General features: G+C 73.9%; 25 protein-coding genes. 19 read left to right on the top strand and 6 right to left on the bottom strand.

The window, feature by feature from the left end; translation table 11 throughout:
- Positions 1-89 precede the first annotated feature (89 nt).
- From QJ852_16150 to QJ852_16140, 3 genes are read left to right on the top strand one after another with little or no spacing between them, the layout of a single operon-like run.
- A complete protein-coding gene (locus tag QJ852_16150; GenBank protein ID WGX94682.1) occupies positions 90-458 on the top strand; it encodes an Rv2175c family DNA-binding protein in 369 nt (122 codons plus the stop codon).
- A 10-nt stretch (positions 459-468) separates the two neighbouring features.
- Complete coding sequence (locus QJ852_16145; GenBank protein ID WGX94681.1) at positions 469-951, top strand: ribonuclease domain-containing protein; 483 nt, start codon at positions 469-471, stop codon at positions 949-951.
- Positions 948-1,361, top strand: coding sequence for a barstar family protein (locus QJ852_16140; protein ID WGX94680.1), 414 nt, complete (start codon positions 948-950; stop codon positions 1,359-1,361). Before QJ852_16145 ends, QJ852_16140 begins: the two co-directional genes overlap by 4 nt.
- 353 nt (positions 1,362-1,714) lie before the next feature.
- Here the strand turns inward: QJ852_16140 and QJ852_16135 are convergent, their stop codons facing one another.
- Positions 1,715-2,803, bottom strand: coding sequence for a polyprenyl synthetase family protein (locus QJ852_16135; GenBank protein ID WGX94679.1), 1,089 nt, complete (start codon positions 2,801-2,803; stop codon positions 1,715-1,717).
- 76 nt (positions 2,804-2,879) lie between these two features.
- Between QJ852_16135 and metF the strand changes: the two genes are divergently transcribed.
- The gene (gene metF, locus QJ852_16130) at positions 2,880-3,770 is read left to right on the top strand and encodes a methylenetetrahydrofolate reductase [NAD(P)H] (protein ID WGX94678.1); all 891 of its coding nucleotides are present in this window, start codon (positions 2,880-2,882) and stop codon (positions 3,768-3,770) included.
- A 226-nt stretch (positions 3,771-3,996) separates the two neighbouring features.
- Here metF and QJ852_16125 read toward each other — a convergent pair whose 3' ends face one another.
- Together QJ852_16125 and QJ852_16120 are read right to left on the bottom strand one after the other, a co-directional pair.
- Complete coding sequence (locus tag QJ852_16125) at positions 3,997-5,313, bottom strand: FAD-dependent oxidoreductase (GenBank protein WGX94677.1); 1,317 nt, start codon at positions 5,311-5,313, stop codon at positions 3,997-3,999.
- Between the two features lie 2 nt (positions 5,314-5,315).
- Positions 5,316-5,795 carry a YbaK/EbsC family protein gene (locus tag QJ852_16120; protein WGX94676.1) on the bottom strand — a complete coding sequence of 160 codons (480 nt, stop codon included), beginning with the start codon at positions 5,793-5,795 and terminating at the stop codon, positions 5,316-5,318.
- 47 nt (positions 5,796-5,842) lie between these two features.
- Here QJ852_16120 and QJ852_16115 point away from each other — a divergent pair, with 47 nt between their 5' ends.
- The 5 genes from QJ852_16115 to QJ852_16095 all read left to right on the top strand — a co-directional run bounded on the left by QJ852_16115 (position 5,843) and on the right by QJ852_16095 (position 9,538).
- On the top strand, positions 5,843-6,310 hold the full coding sequence (locus QJ852_16115) for a hypothetical protein (GenBank protein ID WGX94675.1): 468 nt from the start codon (positions 5,843-5,845) through the stop codon (positions 6,308-6,310).
- Positions 6,311-6,427: 117 nt separating this feature from the next.
- A complete protein-coding gene (locus QJ852_16110) occupies positions 6,428-6,886 on the top strand; it encodes an SAV_6107 family HEPN domain-containing protein (GenBank protein ID WGX94674.1) in 459 nt (152 codons plus the stop codon).
- A gap of 129 nt (positions 6,887-7,015) precedes the next feature.
- Positions 7,016-7,732, top strand: a complete 717-nt coding sequence (locus tag QJ852_16105) for a methyltransferase domain-containing protein (GenBank protein WGX94673.1) — start codon at positions 7,016-7,018, stop codon at positions 7,730-7,732.
- Positions 7,733-7,765: 33 nt separating this feature from the next.
- On the top strand, positions 7,766-8,971 hold the full coding sequence (gene dinB, locus QJ852_16100) for a DNA polymerase IV (protein WGX94672.1): 1,206 nt from the start codon (positions 7,766-7,768) through the stop codon (positions 8,969-8,971).
- A 147-nt stretch (positions 8,972-9,118) separates the two neighbouring features.
- A complete protein-coding gene (locus QJ852_16095; GenBank protein ID WGX94671.1) occupies positions 9,119-9,538 on the top strand; it encodes a DUF3040 domain-containing protein in 420 nt (139 codons plus the stop codon).
- Between the two features lie 560 nt (positions 9,539-10,098).
- On the opposite strand, the gene QJ852_16090 is transcribed toward QJ852_16095, so the two are convergent.
- The 3 genes from QJ852_16090 to QJ852_16080 are packed head-to-tail and all read right to left on the bottom strand — an operon-like array spanning position 10,099 to position 14,675.
- Positions 10,099-12,450 (bottom strand): transglutaminaseTgpA domain-containing protein, encoded by a 2,352-nt coding sequence (locus tag QJ852_16090; protein ID WGX94670.1) that lies wholly within the window; start codon positions 12,448-12,450, stop codon positions 10,099-10,101.
- Positions 12,447-13,697 carry a DUF58 domain-containing protein gene (locus QJ852_16085; protein WGX94669.1) on the bottom strand — a complete coding sequence of 417 codons (1,251 nt, stop codon included), beginning with the start codon at positions 13,695-13,697 and terminating at the stop codon, positions 12,447-12,449. Before QJ852_16085 ends, QJ852_16090 begins: the two co-directional genes overlap by 4 nt.
- A 12-nt stretch (positions 13,698-13,709) precedes the next feature.
- Entirely contained in the window at positions 13,710-14,675 is a 966-nt protein-coding gene (locus tag QJ852_16080) for a MoxR family ATPase (protein WGX94668.1), read from the bottom strand.
- A gap of 260 nt (positions 14,676-14,935) precedes the next feature.
- Here QJ852_16080 and mraZ point away from each other — a divergent pair, with 260 nt between their 5' ends.
- The 10 genes from mraZ to ftsW all read left to right on the top strand — a co-directional run bounded on the left by mraZ (position 14,936) and on the right by ftsW (position 25,923).
- Positions 14,936-15,358 carry a division/cell wall cluster transcriptional repressor MraZ gene (gene mraZ / locus QJ852_16075; protein WGX94667.1) on the top strand — a complete coding sequence of 141 codons (423 nt, stop codon included), beginning with the start codon at positions 14,936-14,938 and terminating at the stop codon, positions 15,356-15,358.
- Between the two features lie 266 nt (positions 15,359-15,624).
- The gene (locus QJ852_16070) at positions 15,625-15,774 is read left to right on the top strand and encodes a hypothetical protein (GenBank protein ID WGX94666.1); all 150 of its coding nucleotides are present in this window, start codon (positions 15,625-15,627) and stop codon (positions 15,772-15,774) included.
- 3 nt (positions 15,775-15,777) lie between these two features.
- Positions 15,778-16,770: a 16S rRNA (cytosine(1402)-N(4))-methyltransferase RsmH gene (gene rsmH, locus QJ852_16065; protein WGX94665.1), complete on the top strand. Its 993-nt coding sequence runs from the start codon at positions 15,778-15,780 to the stop codon at positions 16,768-16,770.
- Positions 16,771-16,772: 2 nt separating this feature from the next.
- Positions 16,773-17,300 (top strand): hypothetical protein, encoded by a 528-nt coding sequence (locus QJ852_16060; GenBank protein ID WGX94664.1) that lies wholly within the window; start codon positions 16,773-16,775, stop codon positions 17,298-17,300.
- A 24-nt stretch (positions 17,301-17,324) separates the two neighbouring features.
- Positions 17,325-19,145: a penicillin-binding protein 2 gene (locus QJ852_16055; protein ID WGX94663.1), complete on the top strand. Its 1,821-nt coding sequence runs from the start codon at positions 17,325-17,327 to the stop codon at positions 19,143-19,145.
- Positions 19,142-20,677 (top strand): UDP-N-acetylmuramoyl-L-alanyl-D-glutamate--2,6-diaminopimelate ligase, encoded by a 1,536-nt coding sequence (locus tag QJ852_16050; protein ID WGX94662.1) that lies wholly within the window; start codon positions 19,142-19,144, stop codon positions 20,675-20,677. Before QJ852_16055 ends, QJ852_16050 begins: the two co-directional genes overlap by 4 nt.
- Positions 20,674-22,068 carry a UDP-N-acetylmuramoyl-tripeptide--D-alanyl-D-alanine ligase gene (murF, locus tag QJ852_16045; protein WGX94661.1) on the top strand — a complete coding sequence of 465 codons (1,395 nt, stop codon included), beginning with the start codon at positions 20,674-20,676 and terminating at the stop codon, positions 22,066-22,068. Before QJ852_16050 ends, murF begins: the two co-directional genes overlap by 4 nt.
- Positions 22,065-23,135 (top strand): phospho-N-acetylmuramoyl-pentapeptide-transferase, encoded by a 1,071-nt coding sequence (mraY, locus tag QJ852_16040; GenBank protein WGX94660.1) that lies wholly within the window; start codon positions 22,065-22,067, stop codon positions 23,133-23,135. Before murF ends, mraY begins: the two co-directional genes overlap by 4 nt.
- Positions 23,135-24,619 carry a UDP-N-acetylmuramoyl-L-alanine--D-glutamate ligase gene (gene murD / locus QJ852_16035; GenBank protein ID WGX94659.1) on the top strand — a complete coding sequence of 495 codons (1,485 nt, stop codon included), beginning with the start codon at positions 23,135-23,137 and terminating at the stop codon, positions 24,617-24,619. Before mraY ends, murD begins: the two co-directional genes overlap by 1 nt.
- On the top strand, positions 24,535-25,923 hold the full coding sequence (gene ftsW / locus QJ852_16030; protein WGX94658.1) for a putative lipid II flippase FtsW: 1,389 nt from the start codon (positions 24,535-24,537) through the stop codon (positions 25,921-25,923). The genes murD and ftsW overlap by 85 nt, the downstream gene beginning before the upstream one ends.
- The last annotated feature ends 5 nt before the right edge of the window (positions 25,924-25,928 follow it).

Genomic DNA, 25,928 nt, shown 5'->3' with positions numbered 1-25,928 from the left:
GGACCGGCCGGGGAAGTGACCGGAGGAAGCCATCGTACGGGGAGGGGCCACGTCCGCCCGCAGCCACGCCGGTGGGGGAGGATGGCCCCATGAGCGAACCGCGACTGGCCGACCTCGACCTCGCCGCCCTGGTGGCGGACTGGCTGGACTGGGACCAGGCCGCCGCCGAGATCGGCGTCACGCCGGCCAAGGTGCGCACCATGGTGCGCGACCACCAGCTCGCCGCGGCCAAGCCCGGCGACGGCCGGCAGGGGATCCCGGCCCTCTTCCTGGTCGACGGCGAGCCGGTCAAGGGCCTGCCCGGCCTGCTGACCCTCCTGCACGACAGCGGCTTCGACGACCGCGAGTGCATCGCGTGGATCTTCCTCGACGCCGACCTGCCCGGCCGCCCGATCGACGCGCTGCGCGAGAACCGCGGCTCGGAGGTCAAGCGCCGCGCTCAGGCGCTGGCGTTCTGAGGGAGCGCACGTGCCGCGGCTGAGCCGGCGCACGACCCAGGTCGTCTCCACGCTCGTCACCGTCGTCCTGCTGGTCGGGGTCTGGTGGCTGCAGTCCGGCGGGCCCGAGGACACCGACCCGGCCCGGGCGGTGGAGAGCCCGTCCGTGTCGTCGAGCCCGTCCGTGTCGTCGAGCCCGTCCGGCCCGGCGGCGACCGACGAGCACGGCCTGTCGTACGTCGATCTCGCGGGGCTCCCGCCCGAGGCCGCCGCGACCGTGGAGCTGATCGAGGCCGGCGGGCCGTTCCCGTACCCCGGCAAGGACGGCTCCACCTTCGGCAACGTCGAGGGGCTGCTCCCGGAGCGGCCACGCGGCTACTACGCGGAGTACACGGTCGACACGCCCGGTCTCGACCACCGGGGCGCGCGACGGATCATCGCCGGCGACGGGGGAGAGCTGTACTGGACCGCGGACCACTACGCGTCCTTCGAGCGCATCCGGGAGAGTCGATGAGCGGGCTGGCCGCCGTCCTGGCCGGGCGGCACGCTCCGGGCGTGCACCGCTGGGAGTCGGCGCTCGACGTCGCCGACGTCCGGCACGCGGTGGAGCGTGCCGGCTGGGCCTTCGGGTACGTCGACGGCGCATCCCTCGACACCACGCCCGCCGTGCTGCGGGCGATCGGCGACGCACTGGCGTTCCCCGACTACTACGGGGTCAACGCCGACGCCCTGAACGACTGCCTGCGCGACCTCGCCGGCCCGACCGTGCTGCTGTGGGACGCCTGGGCCGGCTTCGCCCGAGCGGAGCCGCGGTGGTTCGGCGTCGTGACCGGCGTCCTGGGGCAGCGCGGGGAGGCCGATCCGGCGATCGAGGTGCTGCTGCGCGGACCCGGCCCGGAGGACGTCGTGCCGCTGCTGGCCTGAGTTGGATGGCGCGAGCGCGTCGCTCGTTCCTCGCGCCGCGCTGCCGCGCACGCGGTTGGCCCGGGTAGGTCCGGCCTTGGCATGGCGGCAAGACGGCCGGCTCGCGGGAAGACTTGCCTTCTCCGCTCCGGTCGCTCGTTCCTCGCTCCCTGCGCTCCGTCGGCCCCGCTTCCCGCGACGGCCGGCGGGGTTGGCGCTGGCTCAGCGCGTGCGCGTCGCTCGTTCCTCGCGCCGCGCTGCCGCGCACGCGGTTGGCCCGGGTAGGTCCGGCCTTGGCATGGCGGCAAGACGGCCGGCTCGCGGCAAGACTTGCCTTCTCCGCTCCCGCGACGGCCGGCGGGGTTGGCGCTGGCTCAGCGCGTGCGCCGGGTCGCCGCGGCGGCGAGCTGCTCCAGGACCCCACAGGCCGCGGCGTCCCAGCCGGCGTCGGCCTGCCCGCCACGGAGCGCCTCGACGGCCTGCCGGGCGAGGTCGTCGATCATCGTCTCGACCTCGGCGCGGGCGCCGCAGCCGTCGATGATCGCGCGCAGGTCGGCCACCTCCGCCTCGGAGAGGGCGGTGCCGAGCGCGGCGTCGAGCCGCTCGGCGTCGGCGGGTGCCGCCTGCGCGAGGGCGAGTGCGACGAGCACGGTCCGCTTGCCCTCGACCAGGTCGTCGCCCGCCGGCTTGCCGGTGGTGGCCGGGTCGCCGAAGACGCCGAGCAGGTCGTCGCGCAGCTGGAACGCCTCGCCGAGGGGCAGCCCGAAGGCGCTGAGCCGGTCGAGCGTGATCGCGTCGGCGCCGGCGAGCGCGGCGCCCACGTGGATCGGCCGCTCGATGGAGTACTTCGCGGACTTGTAGCGCAGCACGGTCATCGCCTGCGCGACGTCGGCGCGTCCCCGGGCCTGCACGGACACGTCGAGGAACTGGCCGGCGATCACCTCGGAGCGGCACAGGTCGAACACGTCGAGGGCCGGCCCGACCCGGTCCCAGCCCAGCCCGCAGCGGCGCAGCAGCTCGTCGGACCAGGACAGCAGCAGGTCGCCGAGCAGGATCGCGGCCGCGGCGCCGTACTGCTCCGGGTCGCCCCGCCAGCCGTCGGCGCGGTGGGCCCGCTCGAAGGTGCGGTGGGTGGCCGAGCGGCCACGGCGGGTGTCGGAGGCGTCCATCAGGTCGTCGTGGACCAGTGCGCTGGCGTGCAGCAGCTCCAGCGCGGCCGCGGCCCGGCGTACCGCCTCGGCGTCGTCGCCCGTCGGCGCGCCGGCGAGCGCGGCGTACCCCCAGTGACAGAACGCCGCCCGGAACCGCTTGCCGCCGGTGACGGTCACCCGGGCCTCGGACAGCAGCCGCGCGGCGTCGCCGCCGAGCGGGGCGAGCCGGGCGGCCTGGTCGGCCAGGAACGCGTCGAGGGTGGCCTGGACCTCGGTCCGGAAAGCGGTCGGGTCCCACGCCTGGCTGGTCACGGATGTGAGCCTAGTGACCAGGGCGATCGGCGAGATGCCCGGCCCCGGCGGGGCAGGGGCACCTACACTGCGGCCCATGACTACCGGTGCCGGACGCTCCCTCGGCGAGATCCTCCGCGGGGGCGGGCGATCCTTCTCCTTCGAGTTCTTCCCCCCGAAGGACGAGGCCGGTGAGGCCCAGCTGTGGGACGCGATCCGCGCCCTGGAGCCCTATCGCCCCACCTTCGTCTCCGTGACCTACGGCGCCGGCGGCAGCACCCGCGACAAGACGGTGGCGATCACCGGCCGGATCGCCCGCGAGACCGCGATGGTCCCGATGGCGCACCTGACCTGCGTCGGTCACACCCGCGAGGAGCTCGAGGGCATCCTCGACTCCTATGTCGCCGAGGGCGTCAGCCACGTCATGGCGCTGCGCGGCGACCCGCAGGAGGGCCCCCGTGCCGACTGGACGCCCACCGAGGGCGGTCTCAACTACGCCGTCGACCTGGTCGAGCTGGCCCGCTCCCGCGGCGACTTCCGGGTCGGCATCGCCGCCTTCCCCGAGGGCCACCCCTCCGCGGAGTCGCTCGACGCCGACGCCGACGTCCTCGTGGCCAAGGCCCGGGCCGGCGCCGAGTTCGCGGTCACCCAGATGTTCTTCCGGGCGGCGGACTACTTCGCGCTGGTCGAGCGGGTCCGCGCCCGCGGCGTCGACATCCCGATCCTGCCGGGCATCATGCCGATCCTGAACCTGGCCGCGATCCGCCGCCAGGGCGAGCTGATCGGCACCAGCGTGCCCGACGACATCGTCGCCCGGATCAGCGCGTACGACGGCGATCCCGCCGCCGTGCGTGCCGAGGGCATCAAGCTCGCCGCCGAGCTCTGCGACGAGCTGCTCGCCGGTGGTGCGCCGGGCCTGCACTTCTACACGCTGAACCGGTCCAAGGCGACGCTGGAGATCTTCGAGGCCCTGCAGATCACGGTTTGATGGCGCGAGCGCGTCGCTCGTTCCTCGCGCCACGCTGCCGCGCGCGCCGTCGAGTCCGGTAGGTGGCTGGGTTCGGGTGGCGGCAAGCCTGTCGGCTCGCGGAAAGACTCGCCTCCTCCGCTCCGGTCGCTCCTTCGTCGCTTCCTCCGCTGCGTCGCCTCGCTTCCCGCGATGACCGACACGTGAGGAAGGTCGCGAGCCCGTCGCTCGGGGTCGCCGAAGGCGACTAAGCGGGGCCGACGAGTTGGGCGACGAGCGCGGCCGACTGGGCCACGAACGGCACGCCGGCTCCGGGCGCGGTGTGTGCGCCGGCGGCGTACACACCGGCGATCGGCGTGGACGGGCCGACCCGGCGGCGGACCGTGCCCCGGCCCTGCCAGAGCACGCCCATCGGCGAGCCGCGCCACTGCTCGACCTGATCGCGGGGGGAGAGGTCGACCCGGGTCACGACGTTCTCGCGGATGTCGATCTTGTGCCGGGCCAGGGCGTCGAGAAGGTCCTCGGCGATCTTGCCGCGGCCGTGGATCGTCCAGGCGGCGCCGCCGTCGGGGGCGATGCCACCGGTCCGGACGGTGAGCAGCGGCTCCTCGTGGATCACCAGCTCGTGGGGCAGGTCGGGCAGGTCGCCGGTGAGGCCGACGTGGGCGACGACCGGCGGGATGGCGGGCATCGTCCGCTCGACGTACCGGGCCAGGGCGGGGAGCCGGCGCGGGTCGATCGCGACCACCACGACGTCGGCCTCGGCCTCGCCCTCCGCGGTGCGTACGGCGACGACGCGGTCCTCGCGCACCACGAGATCGGTGACCTCGGTGCGGGTGCGGACCTGGACGCCGCGGGTCTCGAGGCGGGCGCCGAGCAGGCCGGCGATCCGGCCCATCCCGCCGGGGACCCGCCAGCCGCCGAAGCGCTGCTCCAGGAAGGCGGTGACGCCGACCCAGGACGGGACGTTGCGCAGGTCGTGCCCCTCGGCGACGGCCGGGTGCCCCGCGACCAGGGCCAGCCGCTCGTCGCGGAACGCGTGTCGCAGTCGCTTGTACAGCGTCTCGCGGATGTCGAACAGCCCGTCCAGCTCCTTGGGGACCGCGCCCTTGGTCCGCGGGTCCCAGGGCACCTCGACGTAGTGGCGGCGCAGCACGTCCCAGACCGGGCCGTAGACGTCGACGTGCTCGGTCCACTTGGTGCCGAGCCCTGATCCCAGCTCGTCGAAGGCCGCCATCTGCTCGGCGCGGGAGCCGCCGGGCAGTCGCACCGACGTGCCGTCGGCGAACCGGTGCTCGCGCAGCACGGGGAGCGGCTCCAGGTCGGTGCCCAGCTCCTTCTCCAGCGGCCGGCCCGACTTGCGGAACAGGTCGCGGAGCGCCGCGGGCAGCAGCGTGGACGCCGGACCGGCATCCCACACGTGCCCGTCGCGCTCGACGGGCGCCAGCGCCCCGCCGAGCTCCGTGGACGCCTCGAGCAGCGCCACCTCGTGACCGAGCTTGGCCAGCCGCGCGGCCGCGGCCAGTCCGCCGAGGCCGCCGCCGACGACGACGATGCGGGCCACGGTCAGTCCCTCGCGACGTCGAGGGGGGTGGCGCCGGTGAGCGCCAGCAGCTCGTCGTACGTCGTCGAGAACACCGCCGCGGGGTGGCCGGCCGCGGCCCAGACCACCTCGTGGCGCCGCAGCCAGGAGTCGAGGTAGGTCGGCACGGGCCGGGGATGACCGATGGGGGAGACCCCGCCGATCACCTGTCCGGTGTGCTCGCGGACGAAGTCCGGCTGGGCGCGGCGCAGCTCGGGACCGCCGATGGTGGCGCGGACGTGTGCGGTGTCCACGCGGTGCGCGCCCGAGGTGAGGACGAGGACCGGAGTCGCGTCGGCGTCGAAGAGCAGGCTGTTGGCGATCGCGCCCACCTCGCAGCCCAGCGCCTCGGCCGCGAGTGCGGCGGTGTGGACCGAGTCGGGCAGAATGACGATCTCGCCGGTTCCGCCCCGGCGCTGGTGCTCGTCGCGGAACCGGGTGATCGAGGGATGCTCGGCCGACATGGGGACGACCCTACCGAGCACGATCCCACCCACGGACTGGAGGAACCATGCCCGAGACCGAGCAGCAGGCCCGGCCGCCCGCCGTCGTGATCGCGTGCTGGCTGTTGTGGTTCCTGGTGGCGGCCGGCCTGCTGGTGTGCGTCCTGGTCGTCACGCGTCGCGACGACCTCGGCAGCGTGTGGTCGCCGATGCAGGTCGGCGACAGCACCGTCCAGCCGGTCGAGTTCGTCCCCGTGATCCTCGTCCTGTACGGCGTCACCGCCGTCCTGGCGGCGACGCTGATCGCGCTCTTCCGCACGGGCTACGACTGGGCGCGCCACGCGCTCGCCGCGATCGTGGTCGGGGTGATCCTGGTCGCCGTCGCCACGGTCCGCACCGACCCGCCCACGATGGTCGACGGGATGGCGATCGCGGCGGCCGTGATCGGCGCGGTGACCCTGGTCTTCCTGTGGCATCCGCAGAGCCGGCAGTTCGTCCGCGAGGCCGGCCGCCGTTCGGAGCACGCCGAGGTGTGAGCCGCGCCCGGGGCCGCCCGGCGGGGATGCCGACCGACGCTTGAGTCGTGTCGGACCCGGGGTGTACCTTCAGATCGTTCGAACACATGTTCGAATCGATCCGAAGGAGAAGACGCCGTGGCCCAGCAGTTCGCCCCCTTCACGGTCAGCCCGCACGCCCTGCCGGCGACCACCCACAACTACCTCAGCCGGGCGGCAGAGTCCCTGAGCGAGGCGGTCGCGGCGCGTGACGTCGCCACCCGCTACGCCTGTGCCCACGTCGCCGCCCTGCGGGCCGCGGCGGCGCTGCTGGCCGCCCGGGCTCGTCCCGAGCCGGGGCGGCGCCGCCCGCAGCGCAACGCCTGGGTGCTGCTGGCGGAGGTCGCCCCCGAGCTGGCGGAGTGGGCGGCCTTCTTCGCCGCCGGCGCGGCGAAGCGGGCGGCCGCCGAGGCCGGGTCCACGCGGGCGGCGAGCGAGCGCGAGGCCGACGACCTGGTCCGCGACGCCGACCGCTTCCTGGCCGTGGTGGAGCAGGCCCTCGGACTGACGCCCCATGTCCCGCTCGGTGAGCAGCTCGCCGGCCTCGCGGTCGGGTGACGGACCGAGCCGTGGCTGGGTGCCGCTCGTTGAGATCGGTCGTCGCGGGAAGCGTCGTCAACTGTGCGCGCGACGGCGCGGCGCGAGGCACGAGCGACGCGCTCGCGCCATCCGGCTAGTGTTCGGCGCATGGCCTCTCGCGAGCAGCGTGGATCGGTCCGCACCGCCGTCGTGTGGGACGCCCTGGAGTCCGCGCTCGCGGGTGGACCCCGCGAGGTCGTCGACCTGGGCGGCGGCACCGGCGGCTTCGCCGTCCGGCTGGCCGGCTCCGGCCACCGGGTCCGCGTGGTCGATCCGAGCCCGGACGCGCTGGCGTCCCTCGCCCGGCGGGCCCAGGAGGTCGGCGTGGAGGTCTCCGGGCTGCAAGGCGACGTCACCGACCTGGTCGACGTGGTCGGTGCCGACAGCGCCGACGTGGTGCTGTGCCACGGCGTGCTCGAGGTCGTCGACCCCGCGCTCGCGCTCGACCGGATCGGCCAGGTGCTGCGTCCGGGCGGCCTGCTCAGCCTCGTGGTCGGTCAGCGGCACGCGGCCGTCATCACCCGGGCCATGGCCGGTCACTTCCAGCAGGCGCGGGCCCTGCTCGACGACCGGGCGCCGGTGGACGCCCGGACCGGCCGTCGGTTCACCGCCGAGGAGATCGACGAGCTGCTCGCCGCGCACGGCTTCGGAGCGGCCTCGGTCCACGCGGTCCGGGTCTTCGCCGACCTGGTGCCCGCGGCGCTCATCGACCAGGAGCCCGGCGCGGCCGCGGCCCTCGTCGATCTGGAGCGCGCGGTCGCCCGTCGGCCGGAGTACCTCCCCCTCGCCACCCAGCTCCACATCGTGGCGCAGCGCACCCCCTGAGCCTCCTCCCGCCGCGCGTCCGCGAGGTGGGCCGTGACGGTCCGCTGTCCGATCCTCCATGTCGACATGGACGCGTTCTACGCGTCGGTCATGATCCGTGACCGGCCCGAGCTGGAGCAGGTCCCCGTCGTCGTCGGAGGCGGGCACCGTGGCGTCGTGCTGTCGGCCAACTACCCCGCGCGCCGCTACGGCATCCGCTCCGGGATGCCGGGCGCCGAGGCTGCTCGGCTGTGCCCGCACGCCGTCACCATGGCGCCCGACTTCGGCCTGCTCACGCCCGTGTCGAAGGCGATCATGGAGACCTTCCGCACGATCACGCCGGTCGTCGAGGTGACCTCGCTCGACGAGGCATTCCTCGACGTGCGCGGCGCCGTGCGGTTGTTCGGGCCTCCCGAGGCGATCGCCGAGCGGCTCCGCTCCCGGGTGCGCGCCGAGCACGGCATCACCTGCTCGGTCGGCATCGCCGCGTCGGTGTCGGTCGCCAAGCTCGCCAGTCGCCAGGCCAAGCCCGACGGGGTCCGGGTGATCCGGCCGGAGCGGTTCGTCGCGGAGGTGCACCCGCTCGACGTCGGCGTCCTCTACGGCGTCGGCGAGGCCACCCGCCAGCGTCTCCACCGTCTCGGCCTGATCACCGTCGGCGATGTGGCCGCGATCCCGCTCGACCTGCTCCGCCGGATGGTCGGTCGCCACCTGGGCGGCCAGCTGCACGCCCTGGTGTGGGGGACCGACCGCTCCGAGCTGGTCGCCGGCGGCGCCGGGGTCTTCGGATTCGGGGAGGGCGAGCCGGAGGGCAGTATGGGCGCCCAGCACACGCTCGCCGTCGACCTCCGCGACCGGGTGGCGCTGCGCCGCGAGCTGCTCCGGCTGACCGCCCGGGTGGCCGCCCGGGTCCGTGGCGCGGGCCGCACCGGGCGCACCGTCACGGTCACGGTCCGCTTCTCCGACTTCGCCACCGTCCAGCGTTCGCGGACCCTGCGGGAGCGCACCGACGTCACCCAGGAGGTCTACGCCGTGGCGGTCGGACTCCTCGACGGGCTCCTCGACGCCCGTGGGCCCCGTCCGGCCGCGGTGCGCCTGGTCGGCGTCCGCGTCGAGGGGCTGCGCCACGTCCGCTCGGGCGACGGCCGCCAGCTCGCGCTGGGGGAGCGCGACCCCGGCTGGCCGGACGCCGATCGGGCCGTGGACCGTGCGGTCGACCGGTTCGGCCATGCCGCGGTCCGCCCGGCCAGCCTGCTGTGAGCGCGGGTCGGCCTGGTCAGCGCGGAGGAGCCCGGAGCCCCCGACCGGACAATTTCGGGGGACGCCCTACCACCGCTGGAGATGCCTGCCTACACTTGGAGGAAGAGTCATCGGCGGAGAACCGCCTCACACGTGTCGGAGGATTCGGTGCCACTCTCGGAAGAGGAGCTGCGACTGCTGGAGCAGATGGAGCGCGCCCTCAGCGAGGAGGACCCCAAGTTCGCGTCCACCCTGCGGGGCACGACCCTCCGGCAAGCGGCCCGTCGTCGGGCCATCCTGGCCGGCGTCGTCTTCGCCGCGGGCGTCGCGGTCATGATGGGCGGGGCCGTCAGCGGGTACTGGCCCGTCGGCGTCGCGGGCTTCCTGATCATGCTCGCCTCGGCGACGATCCTGCTCGGCTCCCTGCGCGGTCAGCGGCCGGGGTCGGGTCCCCACGTCACGGCGCACCCCTCCGGCCTCGGCGTGGTCGACGGCGGCCGGCGCGGCCGCAGCCACGGTCGTTCGTCCGGCTTCATGGACACGCTCCAGGCGCGCTGGCGCCGGCGCCGCGACCGCGGCGGCTTCTGACCTTCTAGGGCCGAGCGTGTCGCCTATCGAGTGACACCGCACGGCCCTCGCTCCGCTCGGGCCGCGGGCGTCACTCGATGCGCTGCGCGCGGGCGCCACGCTGCCGGCCGCGCAGTTCACCCGGACGCAACCCAGCTCCGCCTGGCGGCAAGACAGTTGCGCAGGGAACCGGGCCGAGCGGGTCGCCAATCGAGACACCGCCCGGCCCTCGCTCCGCTCGGGCCGCGGGCGTCACTCGATGCGCTGCGCGCGGGCGCCACGCTGCCGGCCGCGCAGTTCACCCGGACGCAACCCAGGTCCGCCTGGCGGCAAGACAGCTGCGTAGGGAACCGGGCCGAGCGTGTCGCCTATCGAGTGACACCGCTTGGTTTTGGCCGAGCGTGTCGCCTATCGAGTGACACCGCACGGCCCTCGCTCCGCTCGGGCCGCGGGCGTCACTCGATGCGCTGCGCGCGGGCGCCACGCTGCCGGCCACGCGGTCCAGTCCGACGCAACCCAGGCCCGCCTGGCGACAAGACCCTGCGCAGCCCCGGGCCGAGTCTTCGGGCCGAGCGGGTCGCCTACCGACCCCAGACCGACCGGGGGATCCACCGGGCCCGGCGGCGGGCCCGCGGGCCGACGCCCGCCTCCAGCGCGGCGACCACGAGCGCACCGTCCTCGGCGAGGGTGGTGCGCTCCTGCGTGCGTACGGCGCCCGGGCGCGCGTAGCGCGACCGCTCGACCTCGAGCACCACTCGTTCCAGGGCGTCGGCCGCCTCGGGAGCGGCCTCGGCGCCGGTCCGCGGGCGCTCGGCCGTCGGGTCGGTCGGTCCCCCGAGGTGGTCGAGCAGCAGGCGGCCGGCCTCCCGTGGCGAGCGGCCGTCCGGCCAGTGCCGGCCGAGGTCGATCGCCGTGGCCCGCACCTCACTCCACACGTCGTCGGGTGATCCGGCCAGCCGGTGCCGCCGGGCGCGGGTCCGGACCGACGCGGGCCCGCCGACCGCGGCCCCACCGAGGAGGACCAGCGCCAGCGCGACCAGGCCGCCGACGAGCAGCGGAGTGGGGATGCCGCCGTCGTCGGCGTTCGCGGTGTCTCCCGCGTCGCGCTCGATCTCCGGACGCCGGCTCGGCCCGGCGCTGGGCGCCACCGTCGCGGTCGCGCCCGGTGTGGCCGAGGAGGGTGCGGTCGGACCGCCCCGGGGGTCGTCGGGGCCGCCGTCGACCGGGACTCGGGTGTAGGCGGGGACCTGCTCGACCCGGCCCGACGGCGTGGGTTCGAAGCGGACCCAGCCCGAACCGGCGAAGTAGAGCTCCGGCCAGGCGTGCAGGTCGTGGCTGCTGTACTCCCAGACATCGCCGCCGATCCGGTCCGGCTCCAGGAAGCCGACCGCGACCCGGGCGGGGATGCGCAGCGTCCGTGCCATCACCGCCATCGCGGAGGCGAACTGCTCGCAGTAGCCGACCCGGCCGTCGCGGGCGAGGAAGCTCTCCAGGGTCTGGTTGCCGGTGCCCTCGGGTGCCTTCGCCAGGTCGTAGGTGAAGCCGCCGTCCTGGCGGAACCAGCGCTGCAGCAGCAGCGCCCGCTCGTAGTCGGACACGGCGCCCTCGGTCACGTCGCGGGCCAGGTTCCGCACGACCCCCGGCACCGTGCCCGGCAGGTCGAGGACCTCCTCGGAGACGTCGTCGTCCGCCGAGTCGCGGAAGAAGTCGCGTCGGGTGCCGAACTCCACGCGCAGCGCGGTCATCGTGTATGCAAGATCGCGGGTGTCGAGGTCGTCGTCGGCGGCGAGGAAGTCCATCGTGGACGGGTCGAAGCGCCAGTCGCCGGGCGCGTCGACCGCGGAGACGGGATACTGCGTCGGCAGCCACGTCGAGTTGAAGTCCTCGGTGATCTCGACGTCGTAGTCGAACGCCGTGGTGGGTACGTCGGACGCGAGGCCGGGCGGCCGCGCGACCGGGCCGTCGGCGCGGTCGTCCCGGGCGACGTCGCGGTCCCCGCTGCTCCACTCGTCGCCGGTGAAGCGGTTGAGCACCGACACCCGCAGGTACGACGGGTCCGGGTCGTCGGTGCGGACCCGGATGAGCGGCACGTCCCGCCCGCGCTCGAGGTCGCGGCGCATGTCGGCGATCGGCTTGCGGATCCGGATGTCGCCGTTGCCACCGCCCGAGCCCAGGTCGAGCACGTTGACGCCCACGGTCGGCAGGAAGGCCGGGATCACCAGGGCGAGCGCGGTGGCGCCGATCCCGATCCGGCCGGCACCGGCACGCATGGCCTCGAGCATCGGGTTGCCCCGCCACAGTGTGTCCTCGTCGGGCCCGACCGCGCGCCCCCAGCGCAGCAGATGGTCCCGGGACTCGAGGTGGAGGAGGACCAGGAAGCCCGCAGCGGCGGCGAGGAAGCTCCCCACGTCGGGACCTCCGTCGAGCACACCACTCGGCAGCGCGTAGACCGCGAGCAGGCCGAGGCCGGCGGCGGGGACCTTGCGCAACGTGCAGGCCAGCGTGTCCACGAGGAGCAGGACGCCGGCGCCGGCGACGACGAGCAGCGGCCAGACCGGAGGGACCTCGGCGCCGATCGGGGCGGCGTACTGACGTGCGCTGTCGACCGAGGCCTCCAGGGCGTGTCCGATGGCGGCCACGGTGTCCCCCGTGGGGAGGAACGAGCCGGTGATCTGGCGGGTGACGACCAGGGCGGTGAGCACGGTCTGGACGAGGGTGGTGAGCCAGCGCGGCGTGCCGAGCCAGCGCAGCAGGGCACCGCTGACCGCGAGCAGCCCGGCGAGCACTCCGAGCGGGCGGAGATAGGTCCCGGGAAGGTCGACGAAGCCGCGCCACGCGGTGAGCGCGGCCCAGGTGGTGAGCACGGCGAGGACGCCGAAGAGCAGCGCCGGGCCGAACGGTCCGCGACGTTCGCCGAGCCGGGGCGAGCTCATCCGCGCGCACCTCCGCGCACCGGGGCCCGGCCGAGCTCGCGCCAGGCCGCGTCGAGCTGGTCGCGTGGTCCGAGGCCGGTGGCGCGCCAGGCCAGGGAGGTGACCGGCGCGGCGGCGTCGCCGCCGAGCGCCTCCCGGCTCGGCGACCACTGGCCGACGTCGAGCACCAGGGCCAGCGCAACGCCCGCGTCGTGGCGGATCCGGCGCAGGGCGGCGGTGTCGTCGGGGAGGAAGCCGCCGAGAACGGCCACCACCACGCCGCCGCGCGCCTGCTCGCCGGACCAGCCGACGTCGAGGGTCGCGCGGTGCGACATCTCGAGGACGGCCAGGTGCTCCAGCGCCCGCTCGGCGCCCAGGGCGCCGGCCTTGTCGGCGCCGGCCACGCCACCGATCCCGTCGGCGGTGCAGAGCTGGACGGCGTACCCGTGCTGCTCCAGGTGGACGGCGACGGACGCGGCGGCGATGACCGCCGCCTCCAGGCTGGAGGCGGGGCCCTGGCCGCGGTGGGCGAGGCGCCGGTTGTCCAGCAGCACGGTCGCGTGGGCCTCCCACGGCTGCTCCTCGCGGCGCACCATCAGCTCGCCGATCCGGGCCGAGCTGCGCCAATGGACCCGGCGCAGGTCGTCGCCGCGGCGGTACTCCCGGACGCTGACGTCCTCGGCGGAGCCCGACGCGAACGCCTGGGGCCGGTGCTCGCCGGCACCTTGCCAGCCCCCGGCCAGCGGGATCGACGGGAGCGGTACGACGCGGGGGGTCACCGTCAGCTGCGCGGTGCCGCCGATCGGCCGGCGACGCTCGACCAGCCCGAACGGGTCCGCGAGGCGGGCGACGACCGGCCCGATGACGTACCTGCCCCGCAGGTCCGAGCGGACCGGGTAGGAGACGGTGCGCTCCCAGGCGCCCCCGAGGCCCTGCAGCACGAACCGGGCCCGGCCGCCGAGGGCGTAGGGGACGGTGTCCTCGATCAGCAGCGCGCCGTCGGCGCGCTTGCGGTCACTGGAGACGGTGAGGTCGATCCGGGCCGTCTCGCCGGCGCGGAGCAGTCGCGGCCAGACCGAGCGGGCGACCTCCGGGTCGTGCCGCCGCCGGCTCACGACGAGGGCGGCCAGCAGGGGCAGCGCCATCATCAGCACCCCGACGCGGGTGAGTGCCGGCTGGCCGAAGCCGATCGCGCACGCCACCGCCGTCGCTCCGGCGGCCAGGAAGGCGCGGCCGCGGAGTGTCAGGGAGGAGAGATGTCGCCGCATCCGCCGCGCCGCTCAGGAGGTCGGGTCGGGCACGGGGACCTGGGCGGCGATGCCCTCCAGGATGGTCGCGACGGTGCGGCCGCCGATCGCGGCCTCCGCGCTGGGCAGCAGCCGGTGGGCGAGCACGGGCTGCACCAGCGCCCGCAGGTCGTCGGGCAGGACGTAGTCGCGACGGTGCAGGGCGGCCCGGGCCTTGGCGGCGCGGACCAGGTGGAGGGTGGCCCGCGGCGACGCGCCGAGCACCAGCTCGGGGGTCTGCCGGGTGGCGGCCGTGAGGGACACGGCGTAGCGCTGCACCGCGTCGGAGACGTGCACCTGGCCGACGATCGCGCACATCTTGCGGATCTCGGCGCTGTCGGTCACCGGCTCCAGGTCGTCGAGCGGACTGACCTCCCCGTGGTTGGCCAGCATGGCGATCTCCGCGGCAGGTACGGGGTAGCCGATCGAGACCCGGGCCAGGAAGCGGTCGCGCTGTGCCTCGGGGAGGGGGTAGGTGCCCTCCATCTCGACCGGGTTCTGGGTCGCGATCACCATGAACGGCGACTCCAGCTGGTAGGTGACGTTGTCGACGGTCACCTGGCGCTCGGCCATGCACTCGAGCAGCGCGGACTGGGTCTTGGGGGAGGCCCGGTTGATCTCGTCGCCGATCACGACGTTGGCGAACACGCCGCCGGGCCGGAACTCGAACTCGCGGGTCGACTGGTTGTAGACCGACACGCCGGTGATGTCGGACGGCAGCAGGTCCGGCGTGAACTGGATGCGGCGCACCGTCGAGTCGATGCTGCGGGCGAGGGCCTTGCTCAGCATGGTCTTGCCGACGCCGGGGACGTCCTCCAGCAGCAGGTGCCCCTCGGCCAGCAGGACGACGATCGCGGCGGAGACGACCTCTCCCTTGCCCTCGATCACCTTCTCCACGTTGGCCTGGATGCGGCCGGCAATGCGCGTGACGCTGTCGACGTCGGTGCTCGGCGACTCCACGGCTGTTCTCCCTTTGCTCAGCAGCCACCTCGCTGCGGTGGAGCAACCCTACGGCTCCGGTGGGCGCCACCGGCGCTCCACTTCTCCTCCACTCCGCTCCACCGGTGCTCCCAGCGCGCTGACCTGCGCTTTCAGGGTGCGCGGTGGTGCGAAACGCCGCAAGGAGTGGGGCGTTGGTGGTTGACGGTGGAGCAAAGTGGAGTACTGTGGGGGAAAGTGGAGGAACGGCGGAGTCCGGTGGGACGGCTGGGGGTGGCCCGATGCTCTTCATGGGCACCTACACCCCGAAGCTCGATGACAAGGGCCGCCTCTTCCTCCCGGCGAAGTTCAGAGATCGACTGGCGGAGGGCCTCGTGGTCACACAGGGACAGGACAAGTGCCTCGTCGTCTGGCCGACCGATGTCTTCGCCGAGGAGGCCGAGCGGCAAGCCGCCCGGCCGATGACCAACCGCGCCGCCCGGCGCTACGCCCGGGTGCTCTTCGCCGGTGGCGACGAGAGCACCCCCGACAAGCAGGGGCGGGTCGGCATCCCGGCCCACCTGCGCGAGTACGCCGGACTCGAGCGCGACGTCGTCGTGATCGGGGTCCGGGACCGCCTGGAGATCTGGAATCCGGCCGCATGGCGCGAGTTCCAGCTCGAGGCGCTGGAGGAGTTCGCCGACCTCGACGAGGACGACGACTAGGCCGACAGCGGCAGCGTCGACGCCGCGCCACCACAACAGAACAGCGGATCCGCAGGACGAGGTCTCAGCCCGTTCCCGCTCCCCGCGCCCTGTCTCCTGTAGCACCTTCCCCGGCCACAGGCGACAGGCGAGCCACCGCCTTCTGGGGCACCTTCCCCGGCACCAGACGGCATCCCGAACACCGGGACGGGAGCGGGCCGGGACCTGGCTCTGCGGATCCGCCGCATTTGAAGGCAGTCCATTCCCAGGGTCGAGGGGTCGAGAGCATGAGCGTTCGCACGCAGCCACCGGAGGTCTCCGGTGAGCGTCGCGTCCGTGAGCAGGCGCGCGATGCCCTCACCCTGATGGCGTTCTCCGCGACCCTGTCGCTCGGCTGCGCGCTCCTGCTCGTGCTGACCCACCTCGCGGGGCGCTGAGGCATGAGCTCCCCGCGCCACGTCCCCGTCCTGCTGGACCGGGTCGTCTCCCTCCTCGCGCCCGCACTCGACCGCGACGGCAGCGTGCTCGTCGATTGCACGCTCGGTCTCGGCGGACATAGCGAGGCCGTCCTCGAGCGCTGCCCCCGCGCCCGGGTCGTCGGCATCGACCGCGACCCGCGCGCGCTCGCGATGAGCCGCGAGCGGCTGGCGCCGTACGGCGACCGGTTCACCGGCGTCCAGGCGGTGTACGACGAGCTCGCGGACGTCGTCGCCGACCAGGGCCTCCCGCGGGACGGCGGGGTGGCCGCCGTGCTCTTCGACCTCGGCGTCTCCTCGATGCAGCTCGACCTGCCCGAGCGCGGCTTCGCCTACGCCGTCGACGCACCGCTGGACATGCGGATGGGGGACACCGGCCCGACCGCGGCCGACGTCCTCAACACCTACCCGGCGGCCGACCTGGCTCGGATCCTCAAGGAGTACGGCGAGGAGAGGATGGCGCGCCGCATCGCCGACGCCGTCGTCCGCGAACGCCAGCGCGAGCCGTTCACCAGCTCGGCGCGCCTGGTCGCCCTGCTGTACGACGTCATCCCGGCCCCGGCGCGCAGGACGGGAGGTCACCCCGCCAAGCGCACCTTCCAGGCGCTGCGGATGGAGGTCAACGACGAGCTGCGGGTGCTCCAGCGCGCGATCCCCGCGGCGGTCGAGGCGATCGGCGTCGGCGGCCGCGTGGTCGTCGAGTCCTACCACTCGCTGGAAGACCGGCTGGTCAAACGGGCCTTCGCCGCCGCCACCCGCCTCGACGTCCCCGAGGACCTGCCGTTCGTGCCCGAGGGCGCCGAGCCGGCCTACCGGCTGGTGACCCGGGGGGCCGAGCAGGCCACGCCCGAGGAGGTCGAGGAGAACCCTCGCGCCGCCTCCGTCCGACTGCGCGCCATCGAGCGCATCACCGCCAACACCCGTCCGAGCACGTCGTCTGGCAAGGGAGCCGAATAGACATGTCCTCCACCTCACCGCTGCGCAACCGGCTCCCGTACGTCGCCCCGCGCATCGCGCAGGCGGCGCTCCAGCGGGCCCGGCTGACCGTCGTCCCGCGGCGGCGCACCCAGGCGCCGCGGGTTCCGTTCGTGACCTTCGTCAGCATCATCCTGCTCGGCGGCGTCGTCGGGCTGCTGATGTTCAACACCTCGATGCAGCAGGCCTCCTTCCGCGAGACGGCGCTGCAGAACCAGGCGACCGATCTCGGCGCGCAGCAGGAGGCGCTGGAGATGGACCTCCAGGTGCTCAACGACCCGGCCCACGTCGCCGCGGCCGCCGAGAAGCTCGGCATGGTGATGCCGAGCGGCGGTGCCGGCGTCCTCCACCTCGGCTCCGGGAAGATCAGCGGCGACCCCCAGCCGGCCACGGGTGCCGACCGGCTTCCGCTCGAGCCGCCCGGCCCGCGTCGTCCGGCCGAGCTCGACCCGCCGCCGGTCAAGGAGCGGGTGAAGGCCGCCACGGACGGCGTGCCCGCCACCGTTCAGTGACCCTCGAGTCGTAGGTTGGAGCGCGTGAGCCGTCCCGTCCCGAGCCGCCTGCGGCGCCGTACCGGCGACGTCCTGCGGGGCTCGCCCCACCGGCGGATGCAGATCGGGTTCCTGCTCATCGCGATCGTGCTGTCCGTCTTCGCGGCCCGGCTGGTCCAGCTGCAGGGCGTCGACCCGCGCTCGTACGCCCAGATGGCGGCCGCCGAGGGCCAGCGGGTGGTGGCCCTGCCGGCGACCCGGGGCGAGATCCTGGACCGCAACGGCCAGCCGATGGCCGACACCGTGGCCGGCCGGATGGTGGTGGCCGACCCCAAGGTGACCAAGGAGGTCGCGCCGGAGCTGGCGACGATCCTGTCCGAGCGCCTCGGCGTCGACTACTTCGAGACGCTGCGCCGGCTTCGGGTCGAGGACAGCCGGTTCCAGTACATCGCCCGCCAGGTCCCGGCCAGCAAGGCCGAGAAGGTCGTCGCCGACGTCCAGGAGCAGTTCAAGGACGACAAGGGACGCCCGTTCGCCGGCCTGATGACCGAGCGGGACCCGCTGCGCACCTATCCCAACAAGTCGGTCGCGGCCAACCTGGTCGGCTTCCTCGGTGAGAACGGCAAGGAGGGCAAGGAGCGCGCCATCGTGGGCCTCGCCGGCCTGGAGGACTCCTTCAACGCCTATCTGTCGGGCAAGGACGGCGAGGCCCGCTACGAGGTCGGCGCCGGCAACCAGATCCCGCTCGGCGACAACACCGTGACTCCGGCCGTCGACGGCAAGAACCTCACCCTCACCATCGATCGCGACCTGCAGTACTACACGCAGCGGGTGCTCCAGCAGACGGTCACGAAGTCCGGCGGCGAGTCCGGCATCGCGGTGATCCAGGACACCCGCACCGGCGAGCTGCTGGCCCTGGCCGACTACCCGACGTACGACGCCGCGGACCCGTATCGCTACGACAAGGAGCTCTACCGCTCCTCCGCGCTCACCGACGTCTACGAGCCCGGCTCGGTCGAGAAGGTGCTGACCATCAGCGCGCTGGTCGACGCGGGCCTCGGCTTCAAGGAGCAGCGGTTCAAGGTGCCGGGGCAGCTGAACCGGCAGGACCGCCCGATCGGCGACTATTGGGACCACGGCACGCTCAAGCTCACCCTCGCCGGCATCCTCGCGAAGTCCTCGAACGTCGGCACCGTGCTCGCCGCCGACCAGTTCAAGAAGGGCCAGCTGCGCGGCTACCTCACCCGCTTCGGCCTCGGGGCGCGCACCGGACTCGGTCTCGGCGGCGAGACCCGCGGCATCGTGCCGCAGGGTGCGGCCTGGACCTCGCAGGTCGGCGACCGCATCGCGTTCGGCCAGTCGCTGTCGGTCAACGCGGTCCAGATGACCGCGGCGGTCAACACCATCGCCAACGGCGGGGTCCGCGTCGACCCGACCCTGGTCAAGGGGGCGGCCCGCACCGACGGGGGCACCGAGATCGGCACCGACGTCGCCACGAGCCGTCGCGTGATCAGCGAGGAGGCCGCGCGCGAGACGATGCTGATGATGGAGCGGGTCGTCGACCCCGACGCCGGGGTCGCCCCGCGGGCCGCGGTCCCGGGCTACCGCGTGGCCGGCAAGACCGGTACCGCCCAGCGCGTCGTCGACGGCCGGTACGACGGCAGCCTCTCGGTGTCCTTCGCCGGCTTCGCGCCGGCCGACGACCCGCGCTTCACCATCTACGTCGTGGTGCACCGCCCGCGCGCGGGCAGTGGCGGTGGCAGCGTCGCCGGCCCGGCGTTCGCCAAGCTGATGAGCCACACGCTGCGCCGCTACGGCGTCGCGCCCTCGGGCACCGAGCCCAACCAGACGCCGGTGGAGTGGTGACCACCGGCCCGGCGACCCGCCCCGCTCACCCACCCGTGACGCCGCTCGACGACATCGCCCGCGCCCTGGGGCTGGAGCCCGTCTTCGCGGGCGTCGACGTCCGCGGTGCGACGCTCGACTCGCGGCGGGTCCGCGCGGGCGATCTGTACGCCGCCCTGCCCGGATCGCGCGCCCACGGCGCCACCTTCGCCGACCAGGCCGCCGCATCCGGCGCGAGCGCGCTGCTCACCGACGCCGAGGGAGCCGCCCTCGCCGCAGGCACCGGGCTGCCCGCGCTGGTCGTCCCCGACCCCCGCGCCGTCCTGGGCACGGTGGCGGCACTGGTCTACGGCCGGCCCGCTGCGGCACTGCGGACCATCGGCGTCACCGGCACCCAGGGCAAGACCACCGTCACCCGGCTGCTCGACGGCGGTCTGCTCGCCGCGGGCGTCCGCAGTGCCGTGATCGGCACCGTCGGCACCCGGATCGCCGGCGAGGAGGTGCCGACCGCGCTGACCACGCCGGAGGCACCGGACCTGCACGGCCTGTTCGCGCGGATGCGCGAGCTCGACGTCACCGCCTGCGCCATGGAGGTCTCCAGCCACGCCCTGGTGCTGGGCCGCGTCGACGGCGTGGTCTTCGACGTCGCCGTCTTCACGAACCTCGGCCGCGACCATCTCGACTTCCATGCCGACGTCGAGGACTACTTCGCGGCGAAGGCGTCCCTGTTCACGCCCGAGCACGCCCGCCTCGGCCTGGTCTGCGTCGACGACGAGCACGGCCGGCGGCTCGCGGCGGAGGCCTCGATCCCGGTGCGCACCTACGCCGTCGGCCGCGGTGTCGACGGGGCCGACTGGACCGCGTCCTCGCTCGACCAGCGCCCCGACGGGTCCACCTTCACCGTGCACGGCCCCGCCGGCCGCACCGTCGCGGCGGCCGTCCCGCTGGCGGGGGAGTTCAACGTCGCCAACGCCCTCGCCGCGATCGCCGCGGCGGCCGAGGCGGGCCTCGACCCGCAGTCGGTCGCCGACGGGATCGCCCGGTCCGCCGGCGTACCCGGGCGCCTCGAGCGGATCGAGACCGGCCGCGACCTGACCGTCGTCGTCGACTACGCCCACAAGCCCGACGCCGTCGACGCCGTGCTGCGGACGCTGCGGCCGGTCACCCGTGGCAGGCTGATCATCGTGATCGGCGCCGGGGGGGACCGCGACCGCGGGAAGCGACCCGTCATGGGCGAGATCGCCGCCGAGCTCGCCGACCTGGTCGTGGTGACCGACGACAACCCCCGCACCGAGGATCCCGCGGCGATCCGCGCCGAGGTGCTCGCGGGCGCCCGCACCGGCGGCGCGGAGGTCGTCGAGATCGGCGACCGTCGCGAGGCGATCGCCACCGCCCTGCGCCGCTCCGCCCCCGGCGACGTCCTGCTCGTCGCGGGCAAGGGCCACGAGGCGGGGCAGGAGGTCAGCGGGGTCGTGCACCCCTTCGACGACCGCGACGTCGTCCGCGCGCTCCTCGCGGACCTGCCGGCCGATCCCTCCGGGGGCGAGGCGTGATCCCGCTCCCGCTCTCGGCCGTCGCCGAGATCGTCGGCGGCACCCTCCACGGCGCCGACGTCACCGTCTCCGCGCCCGCGTACGTCGACAGCCGGACCCCGCTCCCCGGCGGGCTGTTCGTCGCTGTCGTGGGGGAGCGGGTCGACGGCCACGACTACGCCGACGGCGCCCACGCCGTGCTCGGGAGCCGCCCGACGACGGCGCCCACGGTCGTCGTCACCGACCCGGTCGCCGCGCTGGGTCTGCTGGCCCGCCACGTGCTCGACCGGCTCGACACCGTCGTGCTCGCGATGACCGGTTCCCAGGGCAAGACCGGCACCAAGGACTACCTCGCGGCGGTCCTGCGCACCCTCGCCGGCGAGGGCGCCGTCGTGGCGACCGCCGCCAACAACAACAACGAGCTCGGGGTGCCCCTGACCGTGCTGCGCGCCGATGCCGGCACGCGCTTCCTGGTCGTCGAGATGGGCGCGCGCGGGGTCGGCCACCTCTCCTACCTGTGCGACATCGCGCCTCCGCGCATCGCCGCCGTGCTGAACGTCGGGACCGCCCACGTCGGCGAGTTCGGGGGCCGGGAGCAGATCGCCCGGGCCAAGGGCGAGCTGGTCGAGGCGCTCCCCGTCGACGGCACCGCCGTCCTCAACGCCGACGACCCGCTGGTGGCCGCGATGGGGCCCCGGACCCGCGCCCGGGTCGTCACCTTCGGCGAGGGCGGCGACCTGCGCTGGCGGGGCACCGCGCTCGACGTGCTGGGCCGGCCCGCCTTCGAGCTCGGGCAGGGAGAGGAATGGCACCAGGTCGCCCTGCTGCAGACCGGACCGCACCAGGTCCTGAACGCCGCCGCCGCGGCGGCCATGGCCATGACCGCCGGCTTCCCCCTGGCCGATGTCGCCCGCGCGCTGGGCGAGGCCGGGCCGACGTCGCGGTGGCGGATGGAGATCGGCGAGCGTGCTGACGGGCTGGTCGTCGTCAACGACGCCTACAACGCCAACCCCGACTCGATGCGGGCGGCATTGGAGGCCCTGGTCGCGATCGGCCGCGGCGACCCGAGCCGGCCCCGTCGTACCGTCGCCGTGCTGGGGGAGATGCGTGAGCTCGGCGCCGAGCACGACGCCGCCCACCGAGCCGTCGGCCGCTCGGCGGCCGCGCTGGGCGTCGACGTCCTGGTGGTGGTCGGTGACGCTGCCCGCGGCATCGCGGAGGGGGCCGCGGACGGCCCCGGTGAGGTGATCGTCACGGCGGGGCGTGAGGAAGCGACGGCCTGGGTGCGGCAGAATGCCGGGGCGGAGGACGTCGTCCTCGTCAAGGCGTCGCGCGGCGTCGCCTTGGAAGTCGTGGCAGAGGCGATCTTGACGAGCAGCGTGACGAGTAGCACCGAGGAGACGACGGCGTGAGAGCGATCCTGCTCGGCGGGGGCATCGCCCTGCTGATCTCGCTGCTCGGCACCCGGGTGGCGATCAATGCGTTCACCAAGCTGGGCTACGGGCAGGAGATCCGCGAGGACGGCCCGACCAGCCACCACACCAAGCGCGGCACGCCCGTCATGGGCGGGGTGGTCATCATCCTGGCCGCGGTCATCGGCTACTTCGCGGCCAAGCTGATCACGCTGACCGCCCCGAGCGCGTCGGCCCTGCTGTTGCTGTTCCTGTTCGTCGGGATGGGCCTGGTCGGCTTCCTCGACGACTTCATCAAGATCTTCAAGAAGCGCAGCCTGGGCCTGCGCAGCAAGGCCAAGATGGCCGGGCAGACGGTGATCGCGCTGGTCTTCGGCTGGCTCGCCCTCTCGCCGATGCTGGAGGACTCGCACGGCCGCACCCCGGCCAGCGAGAAGGTCTCCTTCCTGCGCGAGCTCGACTGGTTCGTGCTGCCGACCGTCCTGGCGCTGCTGCTGATCTGGCTGTTCGTCGCCGGCTTCAGCAACGCCGTCAACCTCACCGATGGTCTCGACGGCCTGGCCGCCGGGGCGTCGGTGATGGTCTTCGGCGCCTATACGCTGGTCAACATCTGGCAGAGCAACCAGTTCTGCCAGGAGGAGCCGAGCGCCACCTGCTACAACGTGCGTGACCCGCTCGACCTGGCGATCATCGCGGCGGCGATCACCGGTGCCTGCTTCGGCTTCCTGTGGTGGAACGCCTCGCCGGCCAAGATCTTCATGGGCGACACCGGCTCGCTCGCGCTCGGCAGTGCACTGGCCGGGTTCGCGATCCTCACCCGCACCGAGCTGCTGCTGGTCATCCTCGGCGGCCTGTTCGTCCTGGAGACGGTCTCGGTGATGTTGCAGGTGGGCTTCTTCAAGCTGTCCAAGGGCCGGCGGATCTTCCGGATGGCGCCGATCCACCACCACTTCGAGATGCTCGGCTGGGAGCAGGTCACCGTGGTGATCCGGTTCTGGATCATCACCGGCCTGTTCGTCGCCACCGGCCTCGGCATCTTCTACGCCGAATGGGTCTCCCGGCTCTGATGACCGACGCGAACCGGCCCGATGTCACCACCCTGGGCCGCACCGACTCCTGGGCGGGCGTGCGTGCCGTCGTCGCCGGCTTCGGCACCAGCGGCGCCGCGGTCGTCGACAACCTGCTCTTCCTGGGCGCCGACGTGCACGCCGTCGCCGAGTCGCTGAGCCCGCGGCTGCGCGAGCGGGCCGAGCTGCTGGAGAGTCTCGGCGCCCGGATCGACGCGCGCGAGGGTGCGACGGCGGGCCTGCCCGGCCAGGCCGACGTCCTCGTCGTCTCCCCGGGCTTCCGCCCGGACGCGCCGATCATCGTCGCGGCCCGGGAGCGCGGCGTACCCGTGTGGGGGGAGGTCGAGCTCGCCTGGCGGCTGCGCGACCCCGAGCGGCCCGCGCCCTGGCTGTGCGTCACCGGCACCAACGGCAAGACCACGACCGTGCAGATGCTCGACAGCATCCTGCGGGCGGCCGGATTGCGCAGCGTCGCGGCCGGCAACGTCGGCCTGCCGCTGACCGAGGCCGTCATGGACCCCGAGCCGTACGACGTGATCGCCGTGGAGCTGTCGAGCTTCCAGCTCCACTACACCGACTCGATGTCGGCGGAGAGCGCCGTCGTGCTCAACGTCGCCGAGGACCACCTCGACTGGTACGCCGGGCCGTCCGGCATGGACGACTACGCCCGCGACAAGGGGCGGATCTACGAGAACGTCCAGCGTGCGTGCGTCTACAACGTCGCGGATCCCGCCACCGAGCGGCTGGTCCGCGAGGCCGATGTCATCGAGGGAGCGCGGGCCATCGGCTTCACCCTCGGTACGCCGGCGGCGGGGATGCTCGGCGTGGTCGAGGACATCCTGGTCGACCGTGCGTTCGTCGAGGAGCGCGCCACAAGCGCGGCCGAGCTGTGCACCCTCGCCGACCTCGCCTCGTCGGCGCCGCACTTCGTCGCCAACGCCCTCGCCGCTGCCGCGCTCGCGCGCGCCCACGGCATCAGCCAGGCCGCCGTACGCGACGGGCTGCGGTCCTTCCGCCCGGACGGTCATCGGATCGCGGCGGTCGCCGAGCACGACGGGATCACCTGGGTCGACGACTCCAAGGCCACCAACCCCCACGCGGCGGCGTCCTCACTGGCGGCGTTCGAGCCGGTCGTGTGGGTCGCCGGCGGACTCGCCAAGGGGGCCTCCTTCGACGACCTGGTCCGCGCCGTCGGCGGCCGGCTGCGCACGGCCGTCCTGATCGGCCGGGACCGACCGGTGATCGCGGAGGCGCTTTCGCGACACGCACCCGATGTGCCCGTGATCGAGGTCGAGACCCCCGAGACTGGAGCCGTCGGAGAGCTCGACCTGATGAGGCGCGTCGTCGCCGCCGCTGCCGGGGTCGCCCAACCGGGCGACACGGTCCTGCTGGCGCCGGGATGCGCCTCGATGGACCAGTTCACCGACTACGCCGCGCGGGGCGACGCCTTCGCCGCGGCGGTGCGGGACCACGTCAGCGGCTGAGCAGCAGCGAGGCAGGAGCAAGGGGGAGCGACATCACCACCGCCAACCCCGAGACGACCAGGTCCGAGACGACCGGGCCCGAACGACTCCGCCTCGGCCTCCTCCGCTCACGCGCCCGCCGCCCGGGCTGGCTGAGCGCCCTCAAGGACGCGCTCGACCGCCCGCTCACGACCTACTACCTGCTCCTCGGCGCCACCGCGCTGCTGCTCGTGATCGGCCTGATCATGGTGCTCAGTGCGTCGAGCGTGCGGGCCTACCGCGAGACCGGCGACTCCTACACGATCGTGCGCCGCCAGCTGATGTGGGTCGTGATCGGCGTGCCCTGCGCCTTCATCGCCTCGCGGGTGTCCGTGCGCTGGGTGCGCGGCCTGGCCTATCCCGCGTTCTCGATCTCGCTCGCGCTGCTCATCGTGACCGCGTTCGCCGGGCGGGAGGTCAATGGCAACACCAACTGGCTGGTGCTCGGCCCGATCCAGGTGCAGCCCTCCGAGATCGCGAAGCTCTCGCTGATCATCTGGGCCAGCCACATCTACGCCAACAAGGAGCGTCGGCTGGGCAGCCTGCACCAGATGCTGGTACCGGTGGTCCCCGGCATGGTGCTCGCGACCGGGCTGGTCGTGGTCGGCAAGGACCTCGGCACCGCGCTGATCTTCTTCGCCCTGCTGGTCGCGATGCTCTGGGTCGTCGGTGCGCCGGGACGGCTGTTCGGTCTGGTGTTCGCCGTCGTGAGCGTCGCGGCGCTGGCCCTGGCCGCGACCTCGCCCACCCGCCTGGCGCGCATCGCCACCTTCGCGGATCCGTTCCAGGACTACCACGGCACCGGCTGGCAGCCCGCCCACGGTCTCTACGCCATGGCCAGCGGCGGCGTCCTCGGCGAGGGCATCGGCGCGAGCCAGCAGAAGTGGGGCCAGTTGCCCGAGGCGCACACCGACTTCATCTTCGCCGTGCTCGGCGAGGAGCTCGGCCTGATCGGCACGCTGCTGGTGATCGGGCTGTTCCTCGTCCTCGCCTACGCAGGCGTCCGCGTCGCCCGCGAGACCAAGCAGCCGTTCGTGCGCTACTGCACCTTCGGCATCGTGGTGTGGCTGCTGTGCCAGATGATCATCAACGTCGGCATGGTGCTGGCGCTGCTCCCGGTGATCGGCATCCCTCTCCCCCTGGTGTCCTACGGCGGCTCCAGCCTGCTCCCGACGCTGAGCGCCCTCGGTCTGGTCATCGGCTTCGCCCGGCGCGAGCCGGCGGCCGCGCGCGCCCTGGCCCAGCGCCGCCGGGCCCGGTCCGCCGGGCTCTCCGCTCGCGGGTAGGTTCT

It is taken from the genome of Nocardioides sp. L-11A (assembly GCA_029961745.1).
In the GTDB taxonomy this organism is placed as follows: domain Bacteria; phylum Actinomycetota; class Actinomycetes; order Propionibacteriales; family Nocardioidaceae; genus Nocardioides.
Note: the sequence above shows the minus strand (reverse complement) of the source record. Positions and strands in the feature narration are given on the sequence as shown.

Coding starts and splice junctions, on each gene's coding strand:
- QJ852_16150 (WGX94682.1), top strand. CDS start 90: ATGAGCGAACCGCGACTGGCCGACCTCGACCTCGCCGCCCTGGTGGCG.
- QJ852_16140 (WGX94680.1), top strand. CDS start 948: ATGAGCGGGCTGGCCGCCGTCCTGGCCGGGCGGCACGCTCCGGGCGTG.
- metF (WGX94678.1), top strand. CDS start 2,880: ATGACTACCGGTGCCGGACGCTCCCTCGGCGAGATCCTCCGCGGGGGC.
- QJ852_16120 (WGX94676.1), bottom strand. CDS start 5,795: ATGTCGGCCGAGCATCCCTCGATCACCCGGTTCCGCGACGAGCACCAG.
- QJ852_16115 (WGX94675.1), top strand. CDS start 5,843: ATGCCCGAGACCGAGCAGCAGGCCCGGCCGCCCGCCGTCGTGATCGCG.
- QJ852_16105 (WGX94673.1), top strand. CDS start 7,016: ATGGCCTCTCGCGAGCAGCGTGGATCGGTCCGCACCGCCGTCGTGTGG.
- QJ852_16090 (WGX94670.1), bottom strand. CDS start 12,450: ATGAGCTCGCCCCGGCTCGGCGAACGTCGCGGACCGTTCGGCCCGGCG.
- QJ852_16085 (WGX94669.1), bottom strand. CDS start 13,697: ATGCGGCGACATCTCTCCTCCCTGACACTCCGCGGCCGCGCCTTCCTG.
- mraZ (WGX94667.1), top strand. CDS start 14,936: ATGCTCTTCATGGGCACCTACACCCCGAAGCTCGATGACAAGGGCCGC.
- QJ852_16070 (WGX94666.1), top strand. CDS start 15,625: ATGAGCGTTCGCACGCAGCCACCGGAGGTCTCCGGTGAGCGTCGCGTC.
- rsmH (WGX94665.1), top strand. CDS start 15,778: ATGAGCTCCCCGCGCCACGTCCCCGTCCTGCTGGACCGGGTCGTCTCC.
- QJ852_16060 (WGX94664.1), top strand. CDS start 16,773: ATGTCCTCCACCTCACCGCTGCGCAACCGGCTCCCGTACGTCGCCCCG.
- murD (WGX94659.1), top strand. CDS start 23,135: ATGACCGACGCGAACCGGCCCGATGTCACCACCCTGGGCCGCACCGAC.
- ftsW (WGX94658.1), top strand. CDS start 24,535: ATGCGCCTCGATGGACCAGTTCACCGACTACGCCGCGCGGGGCGACGC.